This window comes from Polaromonas aquatica (assembly GCF_050626995.1).
In the GTDB taxonomy this organism is placed as follows: domain Bacteria; phylum Pseudomonadota; class Gammaproteobacteria; order Burkholderiales; family Burkholderiaceae_C; genus Polaromonas; species Polaromonas aquatica_A.
In genome coordinates this window covers 2765525-2788823 of record NZ_CP192467.1, presented here as the reverse complement: position 1 = coordinate 2788823, position 23299 = coordinate 2765525, and the positions used below count along the sequence as shown (strand labels likewise).

Sequence of the window (23299 nt, the reverse complement as noted above, 5' to 3'; positions counted from 1 at the left end):
ATGAAGACACTTCCTCCCGGCCTGTCCGGCAAATTTCGTGCTTTCAAACAGTTCAGTGCCAGGGTCTGGGCGCTTTCGGCACCTTACTTCCAGTCCGAAGAAAAATGGAAGGCACGCGGCCTCCTGGCGGCCATCGTGGTATTGAACCTGGGTGCGGTGTACATGGCCGTGCAGTTCAATGACTGGTTTCGCGTGTTTTACGATGCGCTCCAGAACAAGGACCAGACGGTGTTCTGGCAACAGCTGGGACGCTTTACCTATCTGGCCTTCGGTGCCATCATCATTGCGGTTTACAAGTTCTACCTGACGCAGCTGCTTGAAATGCGCTGGCGCTCCTGGATGACGCGCGATTACTTGGGGCGCTGGCTCTCCAACCGGGCTTTCTACAAAATGGAGCTGGCTCGCTATGCCTCCACCGGCAAAGACAAGTCCGCAATCAATACCAGCCCGGACAACCCCGACCAGCGTATTCAGGAAGACCTGAATCTGTATACGCACTACACCATCACCCTCAGCATGGGCTTGCTCAATGCCGTGGTCACGCTGGTAAGTTTCATCGGCATCCTCTGGGTGCTCTCCGGCTCCTTTTCATTCACGCTGGCCGGCAACAGCTACTCCATCCCCGGTTTTATGGTCTGGGCCGCCCTTGCTTATTGCACAGTGGGCAGCATTCTGACCCACTACATCGGCAGACCCCAGATCGGGCTCAGCTTCTTGCAGCAACGTTATGAAGCCAACTTCCGCCATCACATGGTGCGTGTACGCGAATACAGTGAAGCCATTGCGCTCGACCGCGGCGAGTCCGTGGAGCGCAGCCAGCTTGAAGGCCGGTTTTCAACTGTCCTCAGCAACTATCTGACCCTGATTCGCGCGCAAAAAAGATTGATCTGGTTTACCAGTTTTTTTGGACAGGCGGCCGTCATCTTCCCCTTCTTTGTCGCAGCACCGCGTTTTTTCAGCGGCGCCATCCAGCTAGGGCAACTCATACAGATCTCATCGGCTTTCGGCAAGGTACAGGATTCTCTGAGCTGGTTTATCGACAACTACAGCAGCCCGCCAGGCGTTCCAGGTTTTGCGGGATGGATAGCCACGACTGACCGCTTGACCAGCTTTGAAGACAGCATAGCGGCGCAGACAAAAGCCAACGCCGCACTGCTGACCAGTCATTCGGAAACACTTGATTCGCAGGAGCTCAACCTTGCTTTGCCCACGGGCGCCGTCATTCTTGCCAACACTTCACTGCATGCCGGCGCCGGCGATCATGTTCTCTTGAAAGGCCCCTCGGGCAGCGGAAAATCCACGCTGTTTCGCGCCTTCGCAGGCATCTGGCCTTTCGCCAGCGGCGGCATTGCGCGGCCCGACGATGCCATGTTCATCCCGCAACACCCCTATTTTCCCAATGGTTCGCTCCGGGACGCCCTAGCCTACCCTGAACCTGCCGCGGTCTACAGTGATGAAGCCCTGAAACAAGCGCTTGACGACGCCTTGTTACCGCAGCTGGCAAGCCGTTTGGACGAAGAAGACGCCTGGAGCCAGAAGCTCTCGGGCGGCGAACAGCAACGCCTGGCGATTGCCCGCGTGCTGCTGAAAAAGCCCACCTGGATTTTTGCCGATGAGGCTACCAGCGCACTCGACGAAACGGCCGAGAAAGCGCTTTACGAAAAGCTTCTTGCTCACGTCAAATCAGTGAACGGCGGCATGGTGTCGATTGCGCACCGGCCTACCGTGGCCGCTTTTCATAACAAGCTGTGGGCATTCGAAAAACAACCAGAGGGCTCGCCGGCGCTGTACAGCCTTCGGCAAGGTCTCGTCCCGGAAACCTCCTGAATGCCTGAAGAAGCCAGCCCGCCCCCTCCCCGTCCCAGCGCCGCCGACCTCTCGGCCTGGGCGCCCATCAAGCGCCCCGTGTTCCGCATGCTGTGGAGCACCTGGCTGGTGGCCAACATCTGCATGTGGATGAATGATGTGGCTGCTGCGTGGATGATGACCTCCATGACCACCGCGCCCCTCTGGGTCGCACTGGTGCAGACAGCCTCCACGCTGCCGGTGTTTTTGCTGGGCCTGCCCAGCGGCGCGCTGGCCGATATCCTGGACCGGCGCCGCTACTTCATCATGACGCAGTTCTGGGTCGCGGTAGTGGCCACGCTGCTATGCATTGCGGTGATCGCTGATGTCATGACACCCGCTCTGCTGCTGGCCCTCACCTTTGCCAACGGCGTGGGCCTGGCGATGCGCTGGCCGGTCTTCGCGGCCATCGTGCCCGAGCTGGTGCCGCGTGTGCAGCTGCCGGCGGCACTGGCGCTCAACGGGGTCTCTATGAATGCGTCGCGCATTGTCGGCCCCCTGGTGGCCGGCGCGCTCATTGCCGGTGCCGGCACTGAATACGTGTTTGTGCTCAACGCCGTGCTGTCTGTCATTTCAGGCTTTGTCATCATGCGCTGGCGGCGTGACCATGCACCCAGCCCGCTAGGGCGTGAGCGCCTGGTCAGCGCGATGCGCGTCGGCCTGCAGTTTGTCAGCCAGTCGGCACGTCTGCGCTCGGTACTGCTGCGCATAGCCATCTTCTTTTTCCACTCCACCGCTTTGCTGGCTCTGTTGCCGCTGGTGGCTCGCGGCCTGCGCGGCGGCGACGCCGGCACCTTTACCCTGCTGCTGGCCTCCATGGGCGCGGGCGCCATCGTGGCAGCATTGAACCTGCCGCGGCTGCGCCAGATGATGCCGCGCGACGTACTCGTGATGCGCGCCACGCTGCTGCAGACGGCTTCCACGGCCACCATCGCATTCGCACCCAATGTATATGTAGCCGTGCCGGCCATGCTGCTCAATGGCATGGCCTGGATCACCTGCGCCAACTCGCTCAGCGTGTCAGCACAGCTGGCCCTGCCCGACTGGGTGCGCGCGCGCGGCATGTCGATGTACCAGATGGCCATCATGGGCGCCAGCGCGGCAGGTGCGGCGCTGTGGGGCCATGTGGCGGGCCTGACCAGTGTGTCCACCGGCCTGTTGATCGCAGCCGCCAGCGGTTCGGTCGTGATGATGGTGGCGCAGTACCTGGTGTCCGACCTCAGCATTGAGGAAGACCTGACGCCATCCCGCCAGTTCAAGGTCCCCGTGACCGAAGAACCGCCCGGGGTGGGCCGCGTGGTGGTGAGGATTCACTACCAGATAGACCCGCTTCGCGTCGACGATTTCCGTGCGCTTATGCAGGAAAGCCGCCGCAGCCGCCTGCGGCAGGGTGCACTGGAGTGGGAGCTGCTGCGCGACGTCAACAAGCCCGGCCATTACATCGAACAGATCATTGACGAGTCATGGACCGAACACCTGCGCCGCTTTGACCGCGTGACGGCCAGCGACGTAGCGCTGCGCGAACGCAAACTCGGGTTTCACCTGGGCGAGGAACCACCGCTGGTCACCCGCAGCGTGGTTGAGCCTCCCGGCCGCGGGCAATAGTCCTTTTTTTACCAACAGCCAGGAGTCGCTTTGTGATTGCCGCCACACCCCCAGCCCCTTACTACGCCGTCATCTTCACCTCACTCCGGACCGAAGGAGACAAGGGCTACGGCGACATGGCCGACCGCATGGTGGCGCTGGCCGCGCAACAACCAGGCTTCCTCGGGGTCGAGTCAGCCCGCGAAGGCCTGGGTATTACGGTGAGCTACTGGCAAGACCTGGCATCTATCAAGGCCTGGAAAATGAACGCCGAGCACCTGGTGGCACAGCAAACCGGTCGCAGCGACTGGTACACCCACTACAAAACCCGAATCGCGAAGGTCGAGCGAGACTACGGGATGTAGCCCCCACGCTTTTCACTTCGTGTAATGCGCTGCCCCCCGAGGGGGCCGCCCGCCTGTGGCCCGGCAAAGCCGGTTCCACGGCTCATGCTGGGTTGAAGAGGGAAACAGCCAGTGGGGGCCGCGGGACTGGCTTCGCCAGACCGCAGGCGCCGCCCCCTCGAGGGGGGAACAGGCTACACGGAGTGAGCCTGGACGGGGGTGGTTTTATAACCTGCGTACCCTCTGGCGCGCAGCTCGCAGGCCGGGCACGTCCCGCAGCCATAACCCCAGGCATGCCGGTGCACGCGGTCACCCAGGTAGCAGGTGTGGGTGTGCTCCACGATCAGGTTCACCAGCGCTTCGCCGCCTTGTGGTTTACCTGACTTCTCCCCGATGTCATGCGCCAGCCGCCAGGTGTCGGCCTTGTCGATCCACATCAACGGCGTCTCGATCAAAAAGCGTTTGTCCATGCCCAGCGACAGCGCCAGCTGCATGGCTTTCATGGTGTCGTCGCGGCAATCGGGGTAGCCCGAAAAATCGGTTTCGCACACGCCCGTGACCAGCACCTGCAAGTCGCGCCGATAGGCCAGTGCGGCCGCGAGTGTGAGAAACAGCAGGTTGCGGCCCGGCACAAACGTATTGGGCAGGCCCGAGCTTTCCATCTTGAAGGCGACGTCACGCGTCAATGACGTGTCGCTCACCTGCCCCAGCACCGCCAGGTCCAGCAAATGGTCTTCGCCGATCTTGTGGGCCCACTGTGGAAACTGCGCCTTGATCTCGCGTAGCACATTCAGGCGCGCGTCCAGTTCCACCTTGTGGCGTTGGCCGTAGTCGAAGGCGACCGTCTCGACGCGTTCGTATTTCGACAGCGCCTGTGCGAGGCACGTGGTCGAATCCTGCCCGCCGGAGAACAGCACCAATGCAGAGGTATGCATTCGCCTTATCCCTTCCTACAGCAGCTTGCGTTTGGCCAGGCTTTGCATCAAGGCCGAGATGCCAAACGTCCACGGCGCAGCCTTGTCGGAAGTGGTGATGCGGTTCACCAGGCTGCCCAGCTGCGGCGTGGCCACCGTCACGATGTCACCCACGACATGGGTAAAGCCCTGGCCCGGACCGTGGCGGTCTTGCGTGGGGGCAAACATGGTGCCCAGGAAAAGCATGAAGCCGTCCGGGTACTGGTGGTTGGGGCCAATGGCTTGCGCCACCAGGTCCAGCGGGTCGCGACTGATCTTTTTCAGGGAGCTGCCGCCCTTCATCACAAAACCTTCAGGGCCCGTCACGGTGATGCTCAGGTCGCTGCTGCGCACATGGTCGATGGTGAAGCGTTCGTCAAGCAGGCGAATGAAGGGGCCAATCGCGCACGAGGCGTTGTTGTCCTTGGCCTTGCCCAGCAGCAGTGCGCTGCGGCCTTCAAAGTCGCGCAGGTTCACGTCGTTGCCCAACGCCGCACCCACCGTCTCGCCGCGCGAGTTCACGGCCAGCACGACCTCGGGTTCCGGATTGTTCCAGTCGCTGCCCGGGTGTATGCCCACTTCGGCGCCCGTGCCCACCGCACTCATCGGCTGGCTCTTGGTAAAAATTTCCGCGTCGGGGCCAATGCCTACTTCCAGGTATTGCGACCACATTCCCTGGGCGATCAGCACGTCTTTGAGTTGAGCAGCTTCGGGCGAGCCCGGCTTGATGCTGCCCAGGTTTTCGCCGATCACGGCGATCACCGTCTTGCGCGCTCCATCGGCCTTGCTGGCGTCGCCGCCCGCGTGTTCTTCAATTACGCGCTCGAGCATCGACTCGACAAACGTCACGCCCGAGGCTTTCAGCGCCTGCAGGTCGCAAGGCGCCAGCAGCCACGGCAGTTTGGGGTCCTGCGCGTCGGCCGAGGAATTGGCCAGCACTTCGGCCGTGCCCGCCAGGCGCGGCAGCTTGGCCGCAGCAGCGCGCACCACCTTGGCAACGCCCGGCAGCTCCAGCAGCTGGCTGGCCGTCGGCGCAACGCTGGAAAGGTCATACACACCGTCGGGCGTGACCAGGACCAGCACGGGGCCGGTGCCTTCCATCCAGACACGCCCCACCAGCAAGGCGTCAGCGGCATCAACAGGCAGGGTGGAAGCGGGGCTCAGGGTATTTTTCATGGTGTTGGAATGTTGCAGGAGTGACAGCGCACAAAACGCACAAAGCGGGTTGAAGCTGTCAATAGTACAAGGAAGTACGAGGAGCCCAGCGGTCCTGCAGAGGGTTGAAGAGAAGCGCATGCACGCGCCGGTTTCAGGCAAGACCGCTACACTGAAACACACCCGCTTGCGGCTACCACCCTCAAGCAATCGCGCGGGTGGCCAGGCCCTTCACCCATCCCTGCTTTTTAAGCCAAATATGCCTCTAGCCCCTGAACAACGTGCGCAAGCAGCTATCGAATTGATAGCAAGACGAACCACGGGCAAGCCAGGCCCGCGCCTGCATGAGAGCTGCCGTCCTGTCGACCTGGAAGACGGCTGGTGGATACAACAGGAAGTCACCCGCCGGCTCGGCCTGTCCGTGGCCGGCTGGAAGGCCTCACCGCCCAGCCCCGGCAAGCTGGTGGCCGCGCCCATTTACCAGCCGGCCCTCAGCCGCGCGGCGGCCTGCGCCGTGCCCTTTCCCGCAGGTTCCGGCACCGTGGTGGTTGAGCCGGAACTGGCCTTCGTGCTGGCCAAGGACCTGCCCCCGCGCCAGCAGCCCTACACCGGGGTCGAGGTCGATGCGGCGATTGGCTCTGTCCATGCCGCACTGGAAATATGCGCCAGCCGCTACACCGATCACAGCAGCCTGCCCTTTCCCGAACTTCTGGCCGACGGCATTGTCAACAACGGCCTGTGGCTGGGACCTGAACTGGGCGCCCCCGACGTCGCCACGTTCCAGCTGACCTGGCAAATCGCCGGAGAAACCACGCAAACCGCCGAAGCCAGACACCCGAACGGCGACCCGCGCACGCCGCTATATTGGCTCGCCAATTTCCTGCGCGAACGCGGCATCGGACTGCTGGCCGGCCAGGCGGTGATCACAGGCTCCTACGCCGGCGTGCTGAAGCTGCCCCTCGGAAAGCGCACGCAGTTTGACTACGCGGGCCTCGCCCGGTTTGAGGTGGAATTTCGCGGCGCGTAAGGCCAGGTAACGCCAGGTAAATAGGGCAGGAAAGGTCCGGAACCGGCCAGCCATGTCAGCCCAGATTGCTAAGCTGATGCCTTCACGGTTTCCGCGCAGCCCTGCGCACCCAGCCCTGCATCACCCTGAATGATTCAACGGAGCCACGCACCATGCCCAACCTTCACCATCCACAGTTCCTGCAACTCCACCAGTCGCCCAGCAGCATCCTGCTGTTGCCCAACGCCTGGGATGCCGCCAGCGCCAAGCTCTTTGAAGCCTCCGGCGCCGCAGCCGTGGCCACCAGCAGCGCGTCGCTGGCCTGGGCGAGCGGCTATGCCGACGGTGGCGCCCTGCCGCCCGATGAACTGCTGCATGCCGTCAGCAACATCACCCGCGTCCTGAAGGTACCGCTCACGGTCGACATGGAGGACGGTTACAGCGACGACCCGGCCGAGGTGGGCCGCCTGGCCGCCGCGGTGGCGTCGGCCGGCGCCGTGGGCATCAACCTTGAAGACGGCAGCGGTGCACCCGCACTGCTCATTGAAAAAATCCACGCCATCCGCGCGGCGCTCAAGGGCACGCCGCTTTTCATCAACGCCCGCACCGACGTCTACCTGCGCAAGCTGAAAGTCGATAGCACCCCGGCCCACGCCAGCATCGCCCGCCTGAAGCTGTACCAGCAGGCTGGGGCAGACGGCGTCTTTGTGCCCGGCCTGACCGCCTTGCCTGACGTGCGGGATATCTGCGAGGCTGTCGCCTTGCCGCTGAACCTGATGGCCATGCCTGGGCTGCCGCCCATTGCCGAGCTGCAGGCTGCCGGTGTGCGGCGCCTCAGCGTGGGGCCGGCGCCTTTCCAGGTGGCGTATGAACACGCCCGGACCAGCGTCGAGGCCTTGCTGAAACAGGACCTGTCGCCGCTACTCGGCCCCAAGCTGGACTATTCGGCGATGAATGCCTTGCTGGGCAGCAAGTCCTGACGCGCACCGGTTTTCGTCCCGCCGTCGCCTGAATCCCTTGAGGATCAGGCGATTTTTCATTTATTCCAGCTTTTTTTTGGAGGCACGCGTCACAACACGTCACAAACGGCAATGCTCAATCGTCAATATGGTGTGACATCCAACTTTTTGAACTTTTGAACCTCTTTCAAGGAAACACCATGACTGCTACGACTGCCGCAAGCACTGCCAACACCGCCCCCGTCCGTGTCGACCGCGCGATCCCCGATGTCTACCCCGCCTTGCTCAAGGTCAGTGAAACCATAGGCGCCCAGGGCCTGGACAAAAAACTGCACCACCTGATTCACCTGCGCGCCTCTCAGATCAACGGCTGCGCCTTCTGCGTGAAGATGCACCTGCGCGAAGCCCGTGAGGACGGCGAAACCCAGGACAGGCTGGACCGCGTCGTCGTCTGGGCACACGTCAACGATTTCACTGAAGCCGAAAAGGCCGCACTGGCCTGGACGGAAGCGCTGACCACGCTCGACCACAAGACTGACTACGCCAACCTGCGCGGCCGCCTGCGTCAGTCATTCAGCGACAAAGAGATTGGCGCACTGACCGCTACCATCGGCATGATCAACCTCTGGAACCGCATCCAGGTTTCGGCACACTGATCCAGACCGAGGCGAACGCACATGACAGGCATCGACCCCACTGCCGTGTTTGAAGAAAGGCGCAGGCATTTGTTCGGCCTTGCCTACCGCATCCTCGGCTCGCGGGCCGATGCCGAAGACGCCGTGCAGGACGTCTTCATCAAATGGCTGGCCGCCGACCACGCCAGCATCGCCACACCGGCCGCCTGGCTCACGGCCATCTGCACGCGCCATTGCATCGACATGTTGCGCGACGCCCAGCGCAGCCGGGTCGACTATGTCGGCACCTGGCTGCCCGAACCCATCCATACCCAGACTGAAGACACGCCCGAAACACACGCTCTGCTGGCCTCATCGCTGAGCATGGCTTTCCTGCTGCTGCTCGAACGCCTCACGCCCAGGGAACGCGCCGCCTACCTGCTGCACGAGATTTTTGAAACGCCTTATGCCGAAGTGGCTGAGATGCTGGACATAAAAGAAGCCGCTTGCCGCAAGCTCGTCTCGCGCGCCAGCACCAGCATCGCCCAGGGCAGGGTCCGGCACGTCACGCCGCCCAAGGTGCAGGACGACCTGCTCACTGCTTTTCGCGAAGCCATCACCGCAGGCAGCACCGAGTCGCTGGCGAATCTGCTCTCGGACGACATCGCCTTGAGCACCGACAGCGGCGGCAAGGTTGCCTCGGTGGAAGGCATCTTCCAGGGCAAGGGCAGCGTACTCACCCTGCTGACGACGCAACTGGCCCGCTACTGGGCCCACTACGAATGGGTGCCCTGCGAGATCAACGGCGGCCGCGCCATCCAGCTGCGCATGAACGGCGAGATCGCCGCCGCCATCACCTTTGCCTACAACGATGAGGGCAAGGCCAACAACATCTTCATCATTCGCAACCCCGACAAACTTGACGGGCTGGCTTTTGGCCCGGAGGCCGTGGCATGAATGCCGCGCCCACAGACAGCGCAACCGACAACACGGCATAAGCCGGAAGGTGAGGCATGAAAAAGCCGGCGTATCCCAAGGATGCACCGGCTTCGCGCTGACGCGGGTATCTTGCTTACTTCCGCGAACGAAGCGCGTCCACGCTCCACACACCACCGCCGGCAGCGGCAAAGAACAAAAACACAAAGCAGAACAGTACGGCCGACTCGCCACCGTTCAGCATGGGCGCCGCCACAAAGCCTTTGGATGCATGGCCGATGAAGTAGGCAAACGCCAGCAGACCCGACAACACAAACGACACAGGACGCGTGAACAGGCCAATCAGCAACAGCGCGCCGCCAACCAGCTCCAGAATGCCGGCAAAGCCGATCAACGACAACACCTGCAGACCGTCGAAATAAGCCACATGGGGGAAACCCAGAAGCTTGGCTGTGCCGTGCTGAATAAGCAAATAAGCGGAAACAATGCGAAGCACTGAGAGTGCGCGTGAAGTCAGTTGGTCGTTTTGGGCAAAAACCATGGGATTCCCTCCGTTAAAAGGAAGTCTGAGATGCCCGCCGTGAAAAAGTTCAGCGGGAGCGCGCAAGTTTCTGCCGGGGCTTGTGCGCCTTCGTCGCAGAGCTTGCGATGTCCACCGAGCTTTTCTCGGCCAGCAGCTGAACCACATGCTGCCGAATCACCGAGGTGATGTGCTCGCGCTTGCCTTGCTCAAGCATGCCGATCAGGCGTGTCGCAGGCCGCCCTGGGAGCGGCAGAACGCGCAGCAAGGCGTCGTTGGCCCAATCGGCGTTCTTGACATGCGGCACGATGGTCACGCCCACGTTCTGGCGCACCAGGTCAATGATGGCCGAGAGCGAGCTGAGTTCGAGGAAGTCCTGCGGAGCCAGACCCAGCTTGCGCAGCGTCTGCTCAATGCGTATGCCGCTGGGCGTGCGCCTGTCGAAGCGAAGGAAAGGTTGCTCGCGCAGCAGTTTTTTGAAATCGCTGCCCGGCAGCGCGACCTGCGAGCTCGCCACCACCGTCAGCGGCTCCGTGTACAGGGGCGTCCAGCGCATGCCCTTGCGCTCCTGCGGCGAGTCGTCGACGAAGATGGCGGCGTCCAGTTCACCGCTCTGTACGCTGCGCGCCAGGCCGCTGGACTCCTGCATGACCAGCCGCACATTGAGGCGCGGGTACAGCGGTTTCATCCTGACCACGGTGTTTGAAAGCAGCCCCATGGCGGTGACGATGGAACCCACCGTCACCGTGCCGGCGATCTCGCCCTCGCCTTCGAGGCCCTCACGCATCTGGTCGTAATAGCCGATGATTTTTTCGGCATGGGCGATCAGCGCGCGGCCGGCGTCCGACAGCACGACCCCGCGCCCTGAGCGCTCGAAGAGTACGGCCTTGAGTTCGGTTTCCAGCGCGCGCATCTGCAACCCGACCGCGGCCTGCGTGAGCGCGACGCGATCAGACGCCGCGGCAAAAGAACCGCCTTGTGCTACAGCGAGAAAGGTCCTCAGAAAGCGGATGGTGCTCACGCGCGATTCGTCTCAATACAAAAGAATAACTTTATCATCTCACAACATAATATAGATATATTTTTTAAACTGGATGGAGAACAATCCGCCCTAACAGGGTTGTGTGACGGACCGATGTCTCTCACCACCACGTGCAACGCGCGGCCTGGAACAAGCCGCTTCGAGTTTTATTTTGTGGGTGGTGACGTATGTCTGAAGTGCTCTCATCGAATGCCGCTACGGCGTCAAACCCGTCTTTCGGCGACAAGCGGGCGGCCGCGATCTACGACCTGGGCCACAGCACGATTTTTGCGTCGCGCACCGACCCGCGCTTTTCCTACTGCACCTATGTTCCGCCGCACCTGGGCAGGGCCAAGCAGCCCATGCAGCTGGTGGTCGTGGTGCACGGCACCGGCCGCGCCTTCACAGAGTACCGCGACGCTTTCGCCGCCTTCGCCAAGTGGAACGACTGCATCGTCCTGTGCCCGCTGTTCCCTGCAGGCCCGCAGGGCGACGGCAACCGCGACGGCTTCAAGCACCTGCGCGAAGCCGACATCCGTTACGACCAGATCCTCCTCAGCATGGTCAATGAGGTGGCCGTCAAGTTCGGGTGCGATTTCTCCAGGTTCGCGCTCTTCGGTTATTCCGGTGGCGGCCAGTTCGTCAACCGCTTCGGCCTGCTGCACCCCGAGCGCCTCTGGGCCTTATCCATAGGCGCGCCGGGCTCGGTCACGCTGCTGGACTTCCAGCAAGACTGGTGGGTGGGCGTGCGCGACTTCGAAAAGCGCTTCGGCAAGCCCCTGAACCTGCCCGCGCTCAAGGCGCTGCCAGTGCACATGGTGGTCGGCAAGGCCGACATGGAAACCTGGGAGATCACCCACCGCGAAGGCGGCAAGTTCTACATGGCCGGCGCCAACGACGCCGGGCGCACACGGCCCGAGCGGCTGGAGACTTTGCGCCAGTCCTTCGTGCAGGCCGGCGTCAGCGTCACCCTGGACCAGGTCGACAACGTCCCGCACGACGGCCTGGCCTGCGTCGGCACGGTGCAGGACTTCTTCGCGGGCGTGCTGGCAGACATGCGCAGCGAGAGCCGCCAGGCGGTCGACCAGGCCCGGTCTTGAGAATGCGTTCCGCGCCCCAGCCCTGAAAGCCCCACCATGCTACGTTTCGCGCTGGCCCGCCTGATGATGGCGATACCGACCCTGCTGATCGTGGCGGTCGCGGTGTTTGTGCTGATCCGGCTGATCCCCGGCGATCCGGCCCAGCTGCTGCTTGGCGACCTCGCCGACCCGGTGCGCCTGGCCGACCTGCGCGCCCAGCTCGGTCTTGATAAAAGCTGGCCGGTGCAATTCGGCATCTGGGGCAGCCACGTGCTGGGCGGCGACCTCGGCGTGTCCATCAACACCGGCGAGCCCGTGCTGCGGCTGGTGCTGGGCCGCTTCCTGGTCAGCGCGCAGATCGTGCTGGTGGCGGTGCTTTTCGCCACCCTGGTCGCGGTGCCGGCCGGCATGATCGCCGCCTGGAAACAAAACCGCCTGCCCGACCTGATGCTGGTCGGCACGGCCACGTTGCTGGTGTCGATCCCGACCTTCTGGCTGGGACTGTTGCTGCTGCTGTTCTTCGGCCTGAAGCTTGAATGGTTGCCGGTGGTCGGTTATGTCTCCATCATGAGCGACTGGAAGTCCGGCCTGCTTTACCTCTTGATGCCCATCCTCACGCTGTTCCTGCACGAGATCGGCGTGCTGATCCGCATGGCCAGGGCCAGCACGCTGGAGGTACTGCGGCTGGACTACATCACCCACGCGCGCGCCAAAGGCCTGTCGGAGCGCGCCGTGCTGGTGCACCACGCGTTCCGCAATTCCTTCGGCCCGACCTGGACCTTGATCGGCCTGGTGCTGGGCAACCTGCTCGGCGGTGTGGCCGTCGTGGAGACCGTGTTCACGATTCCCGGCCTGGGCCGCCTGCTGGTCGACGCGATCTTCGCGCGCGACTATCCGGTCATCCAGGGCTGCCTGCTGCTGGTCGCCGTGATCTACGTCGTCACCAACCTGGTGATCGACCTCTGCTATCCGATCTTTGACCCCAGGGTGCTCGCAGAATGAAAAAGTTTCTCACCCCGCAGGCCCTGATCGGCCTCTTCATCGTGGGCCTGATCCTCGCCGCCGCCGTGCTGGCCTTTTTCTGGACGCCGCACGAGCCGCTCAAGATCAACTTCCTGGCGCGCCTGAAGCCACCCAGCGCCACCTACTGGCTGGGCACCGACGAGTTCGGCCGCGACGAGCTTTCGCGCCTGATGGCCGGCGCCTCCAACAGCGTGTGGATCAGTTTCCTCACGGTACTGTTCTCCATCACGGCAGGCACAGTGATCGGCGTGCTGACCGGCTTTGTGCGCGGCTGGACCGACCGCATCATCATGGCCTTCACCAACGCCTTGCTGGCCTTCCCCGGCCTGCTGCTGGCGCTGGCGCTGCTGGCGGTCTTCGGCGCCAACAAGTACGGCATCATCCTGGCGCTGGGCCTGGCCTACACGCCCTCCGTCACGCGCATCGTGCGCGGCACGGTGCTGTCGCTGCGCGAAAAGGAGTTCATCGAATCCTCGCGCGTGCTCGGCAACTCGGAGCTCTACACCATGTTCCGCCACGTGCTGCCCAACTGCGTGGCGCCGCTCACGGTGCTGGCCACCTCCATGTTCGGCTGGGTGATCCTCGCGGAAAGCTCACTCTCCTTCCTGGGCCTGGGCGTTCCGCCGCCCGCGCCCACCTGGGGCAATATGCTGGCCGCGGCCCGGCCCTTCATGGCGCAGGCGACCTATCTTTCCATCTTCCCGGGCCTGTGCATTGCGCTCACGCTGCTGGGCATCAACTTCCTGGGCGACGCGGTGCGCGACCTGCTGGACCCGCGCATGAGGGGCATCGAATGACACAGCTGGTTGATGTCTCGGCCTTAAGCCTTTCCATCGGCAAGGGCGGCCGCGAAATCGTGCGCAATGTGTCCTTCACCGTTGCGCCGGGCGAAATCGTCGGCATCGTCGGCGAATCCGGCAGCGGCAAGACCCAGGCGGCGCGCGCCATCATGGGCCTTACGCCGCCACCGCTGGTGCGCAGCGCGGGCCGCATCCTGTTTGAAGGCGAAGACATGGCAACGGCCGGCGATGCGCGTTTGCGCAAGCTGCGCGGCGCACGCATTGGCATGGTGTTCCAGGAGCCCATGACCTCGCTCAACCCGTCAATGACGATCGGCCGGCAGCTCGACGAAGGCCTGGCCTTGCACCGGCCCGAGCTCTCGCCAACCGCGCGCCGCGACAAGGCGCTGGCCATGCTGGCGCGCGTCGGCATCACCGACCCGCAGGCCGCGCTGGCTGCCTGGCCGCATGAGTTTTCAGGCGGCATGCGCCAGCGCATGATGCTGGCCTCGGTCATGCTGCTGGAGCCCGCGCTGCTGATCGCCGATGAGCCGACTACGGCTCTGGACGCGCTGGTGCAGCGCGACGTGCTGGAGCTCATGGTTGGCCTCACGCGTGAGCACAACACCGCCGTGCTGCTGATCAGCCACGACCTCCCAATGGTCGCCCGCTACACCCAGCGCATGATCGTCATGCAACAGGGCGAAGTCGTGGAGGCCGGCGACACGGCTTCCCTGCTGGCAGGGCCAAAGCAGGACTACACGCGCAAGCTGCTTGAAGCCATCCCGCGCCGGCAGGCCGCACGCGTGATTGCCGACGGGCAGCCCGTCATCGAAGTGCGCAAGCTGGTCTTCGACTATCCCGGCAAGCGCAGGCTGTTCGCCAGGACCGAGGCCAAGCGTGTGCTGCACGGCATAGACCTGGTGGTGCGTCCGCGCGAGGTCGTCGCGGTGGTGGGTGGCTCCGGTTCGGGCAAGACCACGCTGGGCCGCGCGATTGCCGGCCTGATCAAACCCACCGAAGGCGATATCCGCTTTCGCGGCCATTCGATCGCGCGCAGCGACGCAGGCTGGCTGGACTACCGGCTCAATTGCCAGATGGTGTTCCAGGATCCTTATTCTTCATTGAACCCGCGCATGAGCATTGGCCAGCTGGTTGGCGAAGGCCTGCGGCTGGTGCCCGGCCTCTCATCGGCTGAGCGGCAGACGCGCGTGGCCAGGATGCTGGACGAAGTCGGGCTGGAGCCCCGGCATGCGGCGCGTTATGCGCATGAACTTTCGGGCGGCCAGCGCCAGCGCGTGGCGATTGCCCGCGCACTGATACGCGAACCGGCCTTTGTGATCGCCGACGAGCCGGTGTCTGCCCTTGACGTGACCGTGCGCGCCCAGGTGCTGGCACTGCTGGCCGAGCTGCAGGAGCGCCACGGCTTCGCCTGCCTTTTCATCAGCCATGACCTCGGTGTGGTCGAGCAGGTCGCCGACCGCGTGATCGTGATGCAGGCCGGCCGCATCATCGAGCAAGGCAGCCGCGACGAAGTTTTTGACCACCCGCAGCACGCCTATACACGCAAGCTGCTGTCGGCGATTCCCGCACTGACGCCCACCGGCCAGGGCGGCATGCAGCTCAAGTGGCGTTTTGATGAACCCGATGCGCCGGCCGGCGCGTTCAACCCAGTACACCCCCTTCCAGCCTGATTTTTAAGGAGCCTCCCATGCTTTCGATGCGATTGACATTCCTCAGCGCCGCCGTCATGGCGGCCTGTTCCGCGGCCCAGGCCCAGGCGCCCGCGCAGATCGTGGTCGCGCAGCCGGCCGACATCCGCTCGACCAACCCGGGTGTGAATCGCGACAACACCACCGACGGCGTGATGCTCAACATGGTTGAAGGCCTGGTGGCCTACCACGAGAACGGCACAGTCGGCCCGCTGCTGGCGCGCACCGTCGTCACCAGCCCCGATGGCCTGACGTATATCTTCAAGCTGCGCACCAACGTCAAGTTCCACAACGGCGAGCCCATGACCTCGGCCGATGTGCTCTGGAGCTGGAAGCGTTATACCGATCCCAAGACCGACTGGCGCTGCCTCAGCGAATTCGACGGCCGTTCCGGCGTCAAGGTGACCTCGGTCACGGCGCCCGACGCGCAGACCGTCGTCATGCAGCTGGACCGCCCCTCGGCCGTCTTCCTCGACAACCTGGCGCGCACCGACTGCGGCATGACGGCCATCCTCCACAAAAAATCCGTCAAGGAAGACGGCAGCTGGGACAAGCCCATCGGCACCGGCCCCTTCAAGTTTGAGGAATGGAAGCGCGGCGAGTACGTGACGCTGAGTGCCTTCGCCGATTACCAGTCGCCCCCAGGCACCAAACCCGATGGCTATCTGGGTGTCAAGAAACCGCTGGTCGATCAGGTGAAGTTCCTGACTGTGCCCGACATGTCGACCTCCAAGGCAGGCCTGCTGTCCGGCGCTATCGACGCCAGCCAGATCACCTCGTCCGACGTGCAGGAACTCAAGGCCAACAAAAATCTCAGTGTGGTCGCCGCCGTCGATGCCGGCAAGAATACGCTGCTGATACAAAACAACGACCCGCTGCTCAAGGACGAGCGCATTCGCCAGGCCATCGCACTGTCGCTGGACATGAACCAGCTTGTCGCGGCCGCGTCCGAAGGCCTGGCCCGCGTGAACAACTCGGCCATCCCGGACACCTCGGCCTTCTACACCGCGGCCCAGAAAAAAGGCTACCGCCACGACCCGGCCAAGGCCAAGCAGCTGCTGCGCGAAGCCGGCTACAAGGGCCAGCCCATCGTGATCCAGGCCAACAAGCGCGCCCATGTACCCAGCTTCTCGGTCGCGGTGATGAGCCAGGCCATGATGCAGGCCGTGGGCATCAACGCCCAGATCGAAGTGCTCGAATGGGCAACCCAGCTGGACCGCTACAACAGCGGCAATTACCAGATGAGTTCCTTCACCTATTCCTCGCGGCTTGACCCGGCCTTGAGCTACGAGCAGTTCTCGGGCTCCAAGGCCAAGCAGCCGCGCAAGGTGTGGGACGACCCGGCCGCACAGAAGTTGATCGACCAGAGTTTTACCGAGACCGACCCGAAGAAGCGCCAGGCCCTGTTCGACCAACTGCACGCGTTGATGATCACCAGGACGCCGCTGGTCATCCTCTACAACGTGACCGACTCCTGGGCCGTGCGCAAGCGCGCGTCCGGCTTCACGGTGTGGGAAGGCAAGCCGCTGCTCTGGAATACCAAGCTCGCCGCCAAGTAAGCGGTCTGCGTTTCCTTTTTTCATCGCCTTGGTGCGCAGGCAGCGCACCAAGGCAGGGACAGCCACGCCTTGCGGCGGCCGTCATTTAACTTCCCGGCACCTTTTACTGCCGCCTTCACAGCAACACAGCATGGCAAACATCGAGCAGTTCCCCTTTATCTCGGTTTCCGGCAGCCCGCATGAGCGCGGCCTGCAGTACGGCCGCCAAGCCGCCGACCGCGTGCGGGGCAGCGCGCGCCTGTACGGCCAGACCCTGGTCAACCTGGGCTACGGCGAGCAGGCCCGTGCACGGCTGATCGATTTCTTCGCCAAGGAAATCGGTGACTTCGCACCCCACTACATCGACGAGATGCGCGGCATCGCCGAAGGGGCGGGTGTTGACTTCCAGGACATCGTGATGATCAACGCCCGCACCGAGGTGCTGGCCAAGGCGCGCGCCGAGAAGTCCAAGCAAGCCGACGCGGAGCCGGGCGACGGCTGCACGGGCGCGCTCATCCTGCCCGAGAGATCCGCCAACGGCAACCTGCTGCACGGGCAGAACTGGGACTGGCGCGCCGAGTGCGCCGAGACCTCCGTGGTGCTGCGCGTGCGCAACGACAACGGCCCCGACTTTTTGACCTTTGTCGAGGCCGGCGGCCTGGCCCGCAGCGGCTTCAACAGCGCGGGCGTGTCCATCACCGCCAACTACCTTGAGTCGGACCGCGACTTCAAGCAACTGGGCGTGCCGCTGTCGCTGATACGCCGCAAGGTATTGGAACAAGAGATTTTTTCGCTGGCCATGAAGGCGGTGGCCGCCACACCCAAGTCCTGCTCCAACAACATCATGCTGGGCATGTCACAAGGCTTCGGCATCGATTTTGAATGCACGACGAACGAATCGTTTCCGATCTATCCCGGCGCCGACAACCTCATCGTCCACGCCAACCACTGGATGAGTCCGGTCGCGCTCAGCAAGCTGGTGGACCTGGGCATATCCCAGTCACCTGATAGCCACTATCGCGACTGGCGCGTGCGCAAGCTGCTGAACCAGCAAGACAAGCTCGGCCGCCAGGAATTGAAGAACGCGTTTTTTGACAACTTTGGCCTGCCCTACTCCGTCTGCCGCCCGCCCCGCATCGGCAGCCACGACAACCTGTCGGCCACAGTCGCCATGGTCATCATGGAGCCCGCCGTCGGCGAAATGGAAGTCGCGCCCCTGCCGGCGCTGAACCGCGTGTTCACCTGCTACAGCCTGACAGCGGAGCCGCGGCTGGTGGCAAGCGCCGATTAGGAATCAGTCACCCAAACAGGAGTGCCGCCAAGGCAGGCGCTACTGCTGGAATAGTCCTACAACACGGCGCGCCGGTGCGGCCTACGATGATTCCATCGTCGAACTCCCGGGCCATGAAAGTTCCACCTCGTTTTCTTGTCAAATGGTTTTCCCTGGCGGCCATCTTTTCGGCCGGCATGAACGCGGCCGCGCAAGACAAAAGCATCGGCACGCTGCCGCAAGTCACCGTCTCCGCCCAGGCAAACCGCGACCCGGTCGAAAAGTCCTACCGCAAGATGGTCCGCGGCATGGACCTGTTCGAGAAGCAGCGCGCCGCCATGGCGCCCAACGCATCGCTGCGCTTCAAGCTGTTGCCGCGCAAGCGCGAGACGAACATGAACCGCATCGAGATGGAAGTCATCGGGACGAACGAGGCGTTTGGCGTGGCGGTGGCGCCGGACCATACCTTCACACTGGAGCGCAACCAGAAGGCGTTTGACGAAAACGCGCTGGTGATCCCGAACCGGAAGGCGCAGACCATGACGTGGCGCACCGAAATCCGCACGCCGGGCCTGCCGCCCAACACGCGGCGGCTGGGGGACTTGCGGCTGGAGTGCCAGGTGGGCATGGAGGCGGGCCTGGTCTCGAACACCACCAACGTCGTGGGCCGGCTGGCCCGGGTGATTCTGGATACGCCAGCCTATTGCGACAGGAAGGCGCCGCTGTACCTCTTCTTTGCGGACCGGCCCCTGTTCAGCGTGGCCATGGTCAATGGCCCGCGGCGGCAGATTCTTTCCATTGACAAGCTGTATGCCGCCGCCAGCGACGACCCCAACCTGAACAGCGACCTGCCGTATTGCGACTGTGAGGTGCTGGTGGACCGTACCTATGTGTTGCCGCTGGGTGACCGGAGCTGGCCGGACGACACGCTGGTGGAGTTTGAGTACATGGACGAGCCGTGATGAACACCTTGAGCTTGCGTCAAACCCTGCCGCATGCCGGCATCTTGCTGGCCGCCTGCCTGTGGCTGGCCGGTTGTGCGGGGCCGGGGGGATTGTTTGGCGCACAAGAGGCGCCGCCGCCTTTTCGAGACCCGGCCATGACGATGGAAAGCGCGCAGGGCGCCATCGTGGCCGGGCAGTCCACCAAGGCGGACGTGGCGGCGGCATTGGGTGCTGCCCCGGTGGCAACAGTCGTGAAGTTCGACAGCGGGTGGGAAGTATGGGTCTACCGGAAAAAGGCGCCGCAGCCTGCGGTGACCAACCCGGAGCTGGTGATTCTGTTCACGCCTGACGGAATCGTGAAAAAGACGCGGATTCGCCCGGCGTACCCGGCGGGGGAAGAGCGCAGGGATTGACGGCGCAAGTGCCGGACCCGGCCGGGCGCAGGTCCAGGCGTAGGTATCAAACGCATTTGCTATCAATTAAATAGCAGCTTGCGCCTATTTTTATTGGGCTGAAGCCACTTTTGATGCCTGAAAAGAGCTCTTCAAGGCTGGTTTGACATGCAAGGCGGGCTACGGGGCTGCGAAGGCCCCTGCACCTCCATTTTTTGGCATCAAAAAGGCCTATAGGTCAATAAATATAGGCGCAAGCAGCTATCTTTTTAATAGCACCCTATATCAGCAGCCCGGGCAGCAACCGCTACGTCCTGTCCTTCCAGCGCTGCATCTCCCATGACGGCAGGCCGCGCAGGTCGCCAGCCTTCGCGCTCTGGAATTCGGCGATCGCGGGTTTCGCGCCCAGCCTGTCGTAGGCCTGTTTGGCGATTGGCGCGGTTTTGACGAACACGCTTTTGATCTGCGTCCAGCTCAGCGGCTGCGGGATGATTTTTGCGCCGGCGATCATTTTGGACGTCGCGAGCAGAGCCAGCGCATCGCCCTCGGTCGACCAGGCCCAGCCGCGGCGGAACACCACCTCGTCGCGAACCACCTTGGCGCCGTCCGCCGGTGAGAGGCCCCAATAAGACTTCACCAGCTGCGACACGGTGGTGGGGTCGGCTTCGCTGAGCACACTCACGGCCTCCTGCTGCGCGAGCAGGAAGGCCAGCACGAGGTTGGGGTGTTCGTCCACCAGCTTGTTGTGCACCACCCGGAAGGAGCGGTGCAGGTAGTAGCCGTCCGGATAAAAGGGCGAGTTTTTCACCGAAGGCAGCAAGAGGCCGGCGCCCTTGCCGGCCGGCCCGTCGTAATGGGATTCCGTGTACCCATAAGAATTCATGATGGCGACCGTGCCCGTGCCTTGCGCCTTCAAAAAGGCGGGATAGATGGCCAGGGTGGCATCCACGCCGCTGGGCACCTGCGCGGCCTCCGGCAAGGTCGACAGGTGCACCATCCGGATTCCGTGCGCGGCGGGGTCCGGGTTGCCAAGTTCATAACGCAGGATCTGCGTCAGCGCGTTGTAGGGGTCCGCACCCACCAGGGTGCCGATCACCTTGCCCTTGAGATCCTGCACATTGCGGATGGGCGAGTCTTTGCGGGTGCACAGCAGGAAGCGCAGGCGCCCTTCCGCCACGGAGGCCAGGCTGAACGGCTGCTGCGCGACCAGGGCGCGCAGCGTCGGTGTATTGCCCCACATGGCCATGTCAAGGTCGTTCCGGGCCATGGCCTCGACCTGCGGGGCGGCAGCAGGATAGCCGCGGTAGTCCACCGTGAGGTCGTAGCCGAACTGTGCAGCATGCTTTTCAAACAGCTTTTTGCCGATCATGTATTGGGTAACCGGCGAGTTGCCCGCAGCCAGGGGGACCCAGCCGTAAGAAAGCGTGAAGGGCGTGAGCGGCGTGCCCGCCTGGGCACGGGCGATGCTTACCCCATCCAATCCACCGCCAAGCACGCCGCCGGCCAGGGTGGCGGTTTCGCGGAGCCAATGCCTGCGTGTCAGCGTCGATCTGCCAGTCATGGAGGACCTTCCTTTCGGCCTGGGGTTAACTGAGGATTAACTGAGGACTAACTGAGGGTTAAACGACAAAGCCTTTAAAGGGCCGCCGGCATGCTCACTTTGCTGTGGTGCGCATCGCTCTCATGCGCCAGCCGCTCCACCAGTTCATACACCTCCTGCAGCGCTCCGTTCAAGCTCAGCGGCACCGTGGCGGCCAGCCGAAACCGGAAATACTGCCCAGCCGCAATAGCCACCGCGCGGCTGGTAGCGATGCGGATGTTGAGGGCGTGCGCCTGCTGCGCGAGGGCCCGGGCCTGGTCCAACGGTGCCCCCACCGCCGTGAATGTGAGGTGGTCCCAGGTGCCGAAGTTGCCGACCATGGCGCTGCCCAGGTCCAGGCCAAAGTGCGGCGGCGCGACCATCGCATCGCGCCCTTCCGCGAGGGTCTGCATGGCTTCCAGCGCCCGCAACGCCACATCGCAGGCGTGCCCCGCGGGATTTGAAAGATTCAGGGGCGTGTTCCACAAGGCAACCGCAGTCCGGCTCTCGTAGCGGTCCATCATGCCTTTGCCCTGCGCCACTTCCACGGCCAGTACTTGCAGGTACTGGTCGGCATGGGGTGACCAGGTCACGGCGGTTGCCTGCTGCTCGTCCAGCGCGGCGCACAGCACCGCCAGCTCACGCTTTTCCGCCCCGAGCTGGGGTGTCAGGCGGTTGGCAATAAAGTGCTGCACCAGCGGCCGCGGCACATAGCGGGCAAAGCCCTGCAGAGCGATCCTGGCCAGGGCCAGCGACTCCTGCAGCCGACGGACTTCGGCGATACCGCTGTCCTGCGGGATGTCGCTGTCGAACTCGAACTGGCGGATGTGTCTGGCCGTCCGCACGAGGTTCTTCAGCGGCCTGGCCAGTAAATTGGCCATCCAGAAAAGCATGGGCAAGAGCAGCAGCAGGCCCGCCACGCCCACCCCGAGCAGCATCCAGCGCATTTTTCTTACCTGCGCCAGCAGCAAATTCTGGTCCGACACCAGGGCCACATAAGCCCTGCGGCTGAAGACACCCTCAATAGGCATCACCACGGCCGCAAACTGCTGGCCCGCTGCGCCTTCCACGGAATGGATGGGCGTGTCTTTCAGGGACGCTTGCGCCACCAGCGGCGGTAACGCGGCATAAAGGGGGTCATTCAACGCCGTGAGGCTTACCGGCCTGCCGGACGCCAGCAGGCGGCGCAGCCGGTTTGCGTCAGACCAGCCCCAGATGCGGCCCTGTTCGTCGAAGACGATCAGCTCGGCATGGCTTTCCTCACCCCGCGCATGCAAAAAATCAGACAGGCCTGCGACCGTGAACGTTGCTGCCGCGACGCCGCCTTTCGGGCCGCTCAACGGCCGCGACAACGCCATGCCAAACTCCGCCGGGAGCTGCAGCATAAAGGGATCGGTGGCCTGAAAGGTCCCCAGGTTCAACTCGCTCGCCCCCTCATACCAGGGCCTGCTGCGGGGGTCATAGCGGTTGCCCCAGGGACGCCGCTCACTGGCAATGGCGGTCATCTGCTGGTCGTAAAAAACCCATTCCTCCACCCGCTTTTCGCGTTCATCCACCCGGATGATCTGCTGCGCATAGCGTGCCTCCGGCAGCGACTTGGCCCAGGCGCGGTCGCGCTCGGTCCGCAGCACCATGCTTTGCTGGTAACTGCCGTCGGGATAACCAAATACCAGCGAGCCGATCTGGGGATAGCGGTTTTGCATCGACATCTGCATGCGCAGCACGGAAATGTCGTTCTCTCCTTCAAGGCCGGCGCGTGGGTCATTCCCGGTGGCCTCCAGCCAGGCCCGCGCCGGCTCCTGAAAGCGCAGAAACTGCTCCTGCGTGCGGCGGCCCAACTGCTCCAGCTCACGCTGCGCACCGTCAAAGACGATGCGGCTGGCCGCCATTTCCGCCAGCGACATGAGCGTGATGACCAGCACCGTCACCAAAACGGCGTACGTCCAGAACAGGTGGGCGCGAATCGACCTTGCGCGAAAAGTCAGGGTCTTCAGAGCAGTCTCCCCGCAGTAGTTCTTTTCACTACAAGATACTCTTGGCCCCTAT

The 23299-nt window shown here is 63.4% G+C and carries 21 protein-coding genes; 15 read left to right on the top strand and 6 right to left on the bottom strand.

Going from position 1 to position 23299, the window contains the following annotated elements; genetic code table 11:
- Genes ACQ4MS_RS13265 through ACQ4MS_RS13255 form a run of 3 tightly spaced genes read left to right on the top strand, consistent with a single transcriptional unit; the run spans position 1 to position 3794 of the window.
- Positions 1-1827 (top strand): ABC transporter ATP-binding protein/permease, encoded by a 1827-nt coding sequence (locus tag ACQ4MS_RS13265; protein ID WP_431095080.1) that lies wholly within the window; start codon positions 1-3, stop codon positions 1825-1827.
- The gene (locus ACQ4MS_RS13260; protein ID WP_431095079.1) at positions 1828-3450 is read left to right on the top strand and encodes an MFS transporter; all 1623 of its coding nucleotides are present in this window, start codon (positions 1828-1830) and stop codon (positions 3448-3450) included.
- A 32-nt stretch (positions 3451-3482) separates the two neighbouring features.
- The gene (locus ACQ4MS_RS13255) at positions 3483-3794 is read left to right on the top strand and encodes an antibiotic biosynthesis monooxygenase family protein (protein ID WP_431095078.1); all 312 of its coding nucleotides are present in this window, start codon (positions 3483-3485) and stop codon (positions 3792-3794) included.
- Between the two features lie 173 nt (positions 3795-3967).
- On the opposite strand, the gene queC is transcribed toward ACQ4MS_RS13255, so the two are convergent.
- Positions 3968-4708 carry a 7-cyano-7-deazaguanine synthase QueC gene (queC, locus tag ACQ4MS_RS13250; protein WP_431095077.1) on the bottom strand — a complete coding sequence of 247 codons (741 nt, stop codon included), beginning with the start codon at positions 4706-4708 and terminating at the stop codon, positions 3968-3970.
- Positions 4709-4723: 15 nt separating this feature from the next.
- A complete protein-coding gene (locus ACQ4MS_RS13245; RefSeq protein WP_431095076.1) occupies positions 4724-5902 on the bottom strand; it encodes a fumarylacetoacetate hydrolase family protein in 1179 nt (392 codons plus the stop codon).
- A gap of 238 nt (positions 5903-6140) precedes the next feature.
- On the opposite strand from ACQ4MS_RS13245, the gene ACQ4MS_RS13240 reads away from it, so the two are divergent.
- The 4 genes from ACQ4MS_RS13240 (at position 6141) to ACQ4MS_RS13225 (ending at position 9417) form a co-directional block, all read left to right on the top strand.
- Positions 6141-6908, top strand: a complete 768-nt coding sequence (locus ACQ4MS_RS13240; protein ID WP_431095075.1) for a fumarylacetoacetate hydrolase family protein — start codon at positions 6141-6143, stop codon at positions 6906-6908.
- 152 nt (positions 6909-7060) lie between these two features.
- On the top strand, positions 7061-7867 hold the full coding sequence (locus tag ACQ4MS_RS13235) for an isocitrate lyase/PEP mutase family protein (RefSeq protein WP_431095074.1): 807 nt from the start codon (positions 7061-7063) through the stop codon (positions 7865-7867).
- Between the two features lie 179 nt (positions 7868-8046).
- A complete protein-coding gene (locus ACQ4MS_RS13230; RefSeq protein ID WP_431095073.1) occupies positions 8047-8502 on the top strand; it encodes a carboxymuconolactone decarboxylase family protein in 456 nt (151 codons plus the stop codon).
- Positions 8503-8523: 21 nt separating this feature from the next.
- Positions 8524-9417, top strand: a complete 894-nt coding sequence (locus ACQ4MS_RS13225; RefSeq protein ID WP_431095072.1) for a sigma-70 family RNA polymerase sigma factor — start codon at positions 8524-8526, stop codon at positions 9415-9417.
- 115 nt (positions 9418-9532) lie between these two features.
- On the opposite strand, the gene ACQ4MS_RS13220 is transcribed toward ACQ4MS_RS13225, so the two are convergent.
- Together ACQ4MS_RS13220 and ACQ4MS_RS13215 are read right to left on the bottom strand one after the other, a co-directional pair.
- Positions 9533-9937: a DoxX family protein gene (locus tag ACQ4MS_RS13220; protein WP_431095071.1), complete on the bottom strand. Its 405-nt coding sequence runs from the start codon at positions 9935-9937 to the stop codon at positions 9533-9535.
- A 49-nt stretch (positions 9938-9986) separates the two neighbouring features.
- Complete coding sequence (locus ACQ4MS_RS13215; RefSeq protein ID WP_431095070.1) at positions 9987-10937, bottom strand: LysR family transcriptional regulator; 951 nt, start codon at positions 10935-10937, stop codon at positions 9987-9989.
- A 188-nt stretch (positions 10938-11125) separates the two neighbouring features.
- Here ACQ4MS_RS13215 and ACQ4MS_RS13210 point away from each other — a divergent pair, with 188 nt between their 5' ends.
- From ACQ4MS_RS13210 to ACQ4MS_RS13175, 8 genes are all read left to right on the top strand, one after another.
- The gene (locus ACQ4MS_RS13210; RefSeq protein WP_431095069.1) at positions 11126-12037 is read left to right on the top strand and encodes an alpha/beta hydrolase; all 912 of its coding nucleotides are present in this window, start codon (positions 11126-11128) and stop codon (positions 12035-12037) included.
- Positions 12038-12073: 36 nt separating this feature from the next.
- Entirely contained in the window at positions 12074-13018 is a 945-nt protein-coding gene (locus ACQ4MS_RS13205) for an ABC transporter permease (RefSeq protein WP_431095068.1), read from the top strand.
- Positions 13015-13836 carry an ABC transporter permease gene (locus ACQ4MS_RS13200; RefSeq protein WP_431095067.1) on the top strand — a complete coding sequence of 274 codons (822 nt, stop codon included), beginning with the start codon at positions 13015-13017 and terminating at the stop codon, positions 13834-13836. Before ACQ4MS_RS13205 ends, ACQ4MS_RS13200 begins: the two co-directional genes overlap by 4 nt.
- A complete protein-coding gene (locus tag ACQ4MS_RS13195; RefSeq protein ID WP_431095066.1) occupies positions 13833-15512 on the top strand; it encodes an ABC transporter ATP-binding protein in 1680 nt (559 codons plus the stop codon). The genes ACQ4MS_RS13200 and ACQ4MS_RS13195 overlap by 4 nt, the downstream gene beginning before the upstream one ends.
- 17 nt (positions 15513-15529) lie before the next feature.
- Positions 15530-17089 carry an ABC transporter substrate-binding protein gene (locus ACQ4MS_RS13190; RefSeq protein WP_431095065.1) on the top strand — a complete coding sequence of 520 codons (1560 nt, stop codon included), beginning with the start codon at positions 15530-15532 and terminating at the stop codon, positions 17087-17089.
- A gap of 130 nt (positions 17090-17219) precedes the next feature.
- Positions 17220-18359: a C45 family autoproteolytic acyltransferase/hydolase gene (locus ACQ4MS_RS13185; RefSeq protein ID WP_431095064.1), complete on the top strand. Its 1140-nt coding sequence runs from the start codon at positions 17220-17222 to the stop codon at positions 18357-18359.
- A 113-nt stretch (positions 18360-18472) separates the two neighbouring features.
- The gene (locus tag ACQ4MS_RS13180) at positions 18473-19300 is read left to right on the top strand and encodes a hypothetical protein (RefSeq protein WP_431095063.1); all 828 of its coding nucleotides are present in this window, start codon (positions 18473-18475) and stop codon (positions 19298-19300) included.
- Positions 19300-19695 carry a hypothetical protein gene (locus ACQ4MS_RS13175; RefSeq protein ID WP_431095062.1) on the top strand — a complete coding sequence of 132 codons (396 nt, stop codon included), beginning with the start codon at positions 19300-19302 and terminating at the stop codon, positions 19693-19695. The genes ACQ4MS_RS13180 and ACQ4MS_RS13175 overlap by 1 nt, the downstream gene beginning before the upstream one ends.
- 286 nt (positions 19696-19981) lie before the next feature.
- Here ACQ4MS_RS13175 and ACQ4MS_RS13170 read toward each other — a convergent pair whose 3' ends face one another.
- Positions 19982-21235, bottom strand: coding sequence for an ABC transporter substrate-binding protein (locus tag ACQ4MS_RS13170; RefSeq protein WP_431095061.1), 1254 nt, complete (start codon positions 21233-21235; stop codon positions 19982-19984).
- A gap of 74 nt (positions 21236-21309) precedes the next feature.
- Positions 21310-23181 (bottom strand): hypothetical protein, encoded by a 1872-nt coding sequence (locus ACQ4MS_RS13165; RefSeq protein WP_431095060.1) that lies wholly within the window; start codon positions 23179-23181, stop codon positions 21310-21312.
- Between the last annotated feature and the right edge of the window lie 118 nt (positions 23182-23299).